Source organism: Arenibacter flavimaris, assembly GCF_030291335.1.
Taxonomy (GTDB): Bacteria; Bacteroidota; Bacteroidia; order Flavobacteriales; family Flavobacteriaceae; genus Arenibacter.
Window position 1 is genome coordinate 201,243 of the sequence record NZ_JASWIM010000004.1, and the last position, 5,801, is coordinate 207,043.

Annotated in this window: 3 protein-coding genes; all 3 read right to left on the bottom strand. The window is 36.6% G+C overall.

Going from position 1 to position 5,801, the window contains the following annotated elements; genetic code table 11:
* Nucleotides 1–237 precede the first annotated feature (237 nt).
* Nucleotides 238–2,091, bottom strand: a complete 1,854-nt coding sequence (locus QSE00_RS05585) for a glycoside hydrolase family 97 protein (protein WP_286105221.1) — start codon at nucleotides 2,089–2,091, stop codon at nucleotides 238–240.
* A gap of 127 nt (nucleotides 2,092–2,218) precedes the next feature.
* Nucleotides 2,219–3,682: a RagB/SusD family nutrient uptake outer membrane protein gene (locus QSE00_RS05590; RefSeq protein WP_286105222.1), complete on the bottom strand. Its 1,464-nt coding sequence runs from the start codon at nucleotides 3,680–3,682 to the stop codon at nucleotides 2,219–2,221.
* Nucleotides 3,683–3,693: 11 nt separating this feature from the next.
* Nucleotides 3,694–5,801 (bottom strand): SusC/RagA family TonB-linked outer membrane protein (locus QSE00_RS05595; RefSeq protein WP_286105223.1); only part of this gene is annotated, 2,108 nt, incomplete at its 5' end.

Genomic DNA, 5,801 nt, shown 5'->3' on the forward strand with positions numbered 1-5,801 from the left:
AAATCTACGAGTTTTTTGGCTCGCCCTTGCCGGTTTTCTTACCTTGCTAAATCAAATACCGCCTGCAAAATTTAAAACGTCCGCCATAAACTAAATCGTTCCATTCTTTTGGCCGTTCCCGCTCGGTTTTTTGAGCATCTAAATTCGTTGTTAGCAGTAACAGGGATAAAATACCATTTAATAATTTCCGCATGATAGATGTTTTTGTTTATTTAAAAATTAAATAAGGTAATAGAATTATTTTGGACTTAATTTTGCAACGAAACCACCTGACCGATTCATCCTTATTTTTAAGAACTGTGTCGGGTTTATAACAAAATCTTTCGTTGTTGAAATTGCCGATTTATTGTTTTTGTCCTTAATTACATGGGCGTTATACGATGATTCTTTTAAAAATTTGAGATCAACAAGAATCTCTGTTTGTATTTTATTTGTTAATCCCGCAACGTACCAGTCTTCTCCGTTACGGCGGGCAAATAAGACAACCTCACCAATTTCGCTTGGTGGCAACACAATAGTTTCATCCCATACGGGTGGTAAATTGCGGATGAAATCTTTGTTAGGGTTCGCTAAAATATCATCCGGATTTGCAGCAAGACAAAGCAAAGGAGATGTATAGATCACTGCCGTTGCTATTTGATGTGCCCATGAAGTTTCGCCTGCCAATGGCTTATGAAAAGCAAGAGGGGTAAAATCACCATGCCCCGCTATGTAACGAGTTAAGGGAAGTATAGTATTCTGCTCCGTATCCAGTCCTCCTTCATATCCGTGAATACCTTCACGGGTCATTTCGTTAGGATAAGTACGGCTCATTCCTGTCGGTTTGTTGGAACCATGGAAATTAATCATCAATTTATATACCGCTGCATCCCGAAGAGCCTCTTCATAAAAATTAATAATCTCTTGCGATTCATTATCAAAAAAATCAATTTTTAAACCGACAATTCCAATTTCCTTACATTTCTTAAAAAACTCTCTTCGTTTTTCCCGGGTTTGCAGCCCAGGGATTCCTTTCCGATCGGGATAAGCTTTCCAGACCCATAGCTTCACATTTTGTTGAGCCGAATAATCCACCAATTCTTTCATCAGTGTCCAGGAATCTTTGCCATTATCATTCCAATTGCTCCAACCTTCATCGATCAAATTATAAGGAATTCCTAATTCACCTGCCCACTTGGAAAACGTTTTCATATCGTCAAAATTGACCTTATAGTTTGCTTTAACATTGTAATCGGTCAACCAACTCCACACACACAATCCTGGTTTGATCCAAGAATCGGCATCTTTAAACAAAATTGGGGAGGGCGGGGGGGATACATTACTGATAATGTCAGTATTTACCAAAGAATTTAAATCCCCAATTAAAATAATTCTCCAAGGGGTCACAATCATTCCTTCCTTATGTGTTGTTCCGCTTAATTTTGCCGTAAAAGTGAGAGGTGCCGATTTGTTCAAGCCCATTCCGGCAAAGTCAATCAATCCTCCTTCAGTAATAGCTGCGTAAAGTTTTATATCATTATATTTCAACACAACCGGAGGTCCGGCATTAACTCCTAATGCAATTGAATCAATATCCAATCCGCGATATTTCCCTTCGTAATAATTAATATTATCCTGATACCATACATGAGTTTTCTCAGGAATTGTGAAGGCTGTAAAATCATTCACAATATTTTTACCAAAATTTATTGTCTTATATCGAAAGGCTACACCATCATCAAAAACTTTGACATTAAGAATGAAATCAGGTTTATTAATTGATTTGACCTGAAACGATACTTCGTTGTAATAGTCCATAGCAAGTGAGTGGGTTCCACGGGTGGAATATGTAGTACTATCGGATTGCTTCTCAATAATCTCAATATTTGTTATTTCTTCACCAAGACGGATGTAATTAACGGCCCACAGTATTTTTGAAGGAGCAATTACCAAATTTCGATTTTTGGTTATCGAATAATTAAGTTGCCCTTTGAAATTGAAGATTTCTATTTTTATCTGTCCATCCGGAGATAGAACTAAGGAATGAGCAAAGATATTTGACCCTAACAATAGAAAAGTGAATAAGCATGTTAAATGTTTGATTCTTTTCATTTACTGGTATTTTATTTAATGGAACTTATAGTTTTGCTGCCCCGTGGCATCTTGTTTTATTTTTTTAAAAAAGGCCGGCAAATTAAAGCCGACCTTTCGAAACATCAATTGAAATTTTCAATCTCTATCAATAACCGGGGGTTTGTTTCAGATTAGTATCTTTATCCAACTCGTTTTGTTGCACGGGCCAATAATAATATGCATCTTTCCAGACTCTCTTTGCTCCATTAGGTTCCCTAAAATTAATAGGGATTTGAGGTATAACTTTTCCTGCAAGATTCCAACGTTTCAAGTCCATCCACCTTTGACCTTCAAAACACATTTCTATTCTTCTTTCATACCTGATAGCTTTCCGCATAGAATCCTTATCCAATCCGGTTAAGGGGGGCAAATTTGCCCTTGCCCTTACTTGATTAACAGCATCATACACACTCTGATCCGGTCCTAAAATTTCATTTTGCGCTTCAGCATAATTAAGTAGCACTTCGGCATATCTCATCAATGGGATATCAGCATCCCAGTTACTTTTAATCAAATCGTAGTTTATTGGGGACCATTTTCGTATTCCAAATCCAGTAGGAGATTGCCACACATTTGATTTAAAAGAAGGCGTTCCCAATGCAACCCCAGCTGGCCACCATGTATTGTTTATAGTATCCATAAGAACTAAAGTCTTTCTTAGATCTCCTGTTTCAAATTCATCCATAAAATTATCCAATGGCTCCATTGCTGTGTACCTTCCCATTCGCTCCTGAATATTATTAGTTATGTCCGGTCTTAAAAATTTGACGGAAAAAATAATTTCTTGATTATTTTTTTGTCCTCCATCCGAGGAAAACAGATTTAAATAAGAAAGGGTGTCCTTATTGTAAAGGCCAAATTTTCCGTCATCGATGATTTCTTTTGCTTCCTGTGCTGCATCGGAAAATTCCCCGTTAAAGAGTTTGATCCTAGCTTTTAGTGCAAGTGCAGAGGCTTTAACCGCATGTCCTGAGTAAGCCTCATCTGGTAAATTAGCAATTGCAAAATCAAGATCACCATATATAGCAGATATTACATCTGCATATGCTACTCTAGGTTGTTTCATAGTTTCAATAGTCAATTGTTCCAATATTAGTGGAACATCTCCAAAGAACTGTGCCAACCAAAAATAATACTGAGCCCGAAGAAACATAACTTCAGCTTTATAGCGATTTTTAATAGTATCTTCCATTGTTATATCTTCCACATTTTTAATAAAAACATTACATGCTGCAATCCCACTATAGTGTTGATTCCACATTTCGCTTATAATACCTCCTGTTTGAGCAGTAATTATACCATTTGCAATTTCCTGTAATTTCCCATCATCGTTGTTGTATTGAGACCATCCATTATCACTAATGGCATCAAGCATAGCTATTCGAGAGGTGCCAATTGGAGTTTTCCCCAAAGTACTATATACCCCTGCCAACCCCAGTTCTGCATCCTTTGGTGTTCTCCAAAATGTTCCGCTAGAGAGTTTGGTAGTGGGCTCTTTATCAAAAAAATCATCGCTACAGGAACCTATTGTTCCAGCTATGAGATATACAATTAATATATACTTTTTCATATTTTTTCAGTTTAAAATTTTACAGTAATCTCGATTGAATAAGATTTGTTTTGAGGATATGTTGAGTATAAAGCATCTCCTAGGTTTCTTTCAGGATCTTGTCCTGGATATTTAGTAACAGTAATTAGATTTTCACCAGAGAGTGCAATTCTTGCCGAGGACATCTTAAAAGGTTCTAAAATGTGGCTAGGAATATTATAGCCTAACTGTATATTTTTCAATCTAACATAGGAGGCATTGAATAAATAGAACGTATTTGGATAATTATCAAGAACGTTACCCGTCCTGCCAACATATAATGCAGGGATGGTATTACTTTGATTTTCAGTAGTCCAGGCATCTCTCCAAAATGTGGAAGGACGGCTCATCTGAACAAACGGTGCAATTCCGAATAAATTCTGATAAGTCTTCACACCTTGAACTCCTTGAATAAAAGCAGAGAAGTCGAAAAAACCCGATTGGATTCCAAAATTAAATCCATAATTAAATTTTGGAATCCTATTCCCTACATAGGTTCTATCAATATTCGTAATTTGCCCATCTCCATTTAGGTCTTTAAATTTGGCAGTTCCGGGTTTCATAATGTTGCCATTTATAGGTAACGCCTGGGCGTCAGCATCATTTTGATAGACACCATCAAATTTATACAAATACCAAGTATTCCATTCCCGACCTTCTTCCTTAATTGTTGTACTCCCTATTTCTGTGGATCCAAATTTTTCCAAGGTGTTTTTATTATAAGAAAAATTTGCATTGAGCCAGTATTTTAATTTATTTAATTGTTTGGAATGTCCTGCCAAAATCTCAAACCCCTTATTTGATACCGAACCGTTGTTGATGGTGGGTCCATTCATTCCAACTAATGCGGTTACCTGCTGAGATCTTAGGATATCATCAGTAAGTTTATAATAATAATCAAAGGACATTGTGAATAAACCGTTCTTGATATTCATGTCAAATCCAGCATCCGTGATAGTTGTTGTTTCCCATGTAATATTTTGATCTTTTAATCCATCCTGAAGCGCTCCAACTTCCAATCCGTCAAAAGGATAATTTTTACCTAAAGAATAGGTTTCCTGATATGGGTAAACCCCAATATTCTGATTTCCTAATTGTCCCCATGAAGCCCTTAATTTTAGACCTGATAACCAAGTAGAATTTTTAAAGAAATTCTCGTTAGAAATACGCCATCCCGCAGAGAAAGATGGAAATACACCTAACCGATTTCCTTTTGGAAATCTAGAAGACCAGTCAGACCTTAAGTTTGCCTGAAATAAGTATTTATCGTCATAATTATAGTCGAATCTTCCAAAAACTGATTGCAATGAGTAGGCTTCCGAACTACCTGAATTTGATCTTGTTGAGGAATCCCCCGCATTGATTTCACCTAAATTATCTGTTGGATAGTTGCTTCTTCCAGCCCTAAGATTATCAATATTATACGATTCGACGCTATATCCGGCCAATGCCTCCACATGATGTTTATGGGTAATTTTCTCATAATTCACTGTTGAATACAAGGTGTTGTACAAAGAAGTAGGGGAATCGACATCTACTCTTCTACTATTTGGATTTTGGGGTTCAGTGAGTTCTTCTGTAGTATATACGTAAACGGCGTGGTTTCCTTTGTTAAAATTTTTGCCGAAACTATGTTTGTACGAAGTAGCGACTTTTGTTTCCCAGATCAAACCATCAACAGGAATAATTTTCAGATAGGCCTGTACGTCTCCGAAATATTGCTGTTTCACAGATTGTCCACGGGCCAGTTTTTCCGCAGCACCCCAAGTAAAATATTCATCGGGGAATTGTGTTGAAACCCATCTACCGTCAGGAAATTGTGGGGGGGTTGTTGGTTTTTGATTAAAGTAACCCAAAAATATTTCTTCATCGCCTAATGATGGTTCTTTACTAACACCCCTTGTTATGTTAACTTGTCCGCCAGCACTTATCCAATCATTAATTTTAGCATCAAGATTCATCAATAAGTTTATTCTGTCATAACGATATAATTTAACAACACCAGGTTGATTCCAATAATTAATTCCCAAGTTGAATTTTATCTTTTCAGTTCCGCCATTAAGATTTAAGTTATGTGATTGAACAAATGCATGTTGAAATA

Excerpts from the sequence above, each read along its gene's own strand:
- QSE00_RS05585 (WP_286105221.1), bottom strand. The coding sequence starts at position 2,091 with ATGAAAAGAATCAAACATTTAACATGCTTATTCACTTTTCTATTGTTA.
- QSE00_RS05590 (WP_286105222.1), bottom strand. The coding sequence starts at position 3,682 with ATGAAAAAGTATATATTAATTGTATATCTCATAGCTGGAACAATAGGT.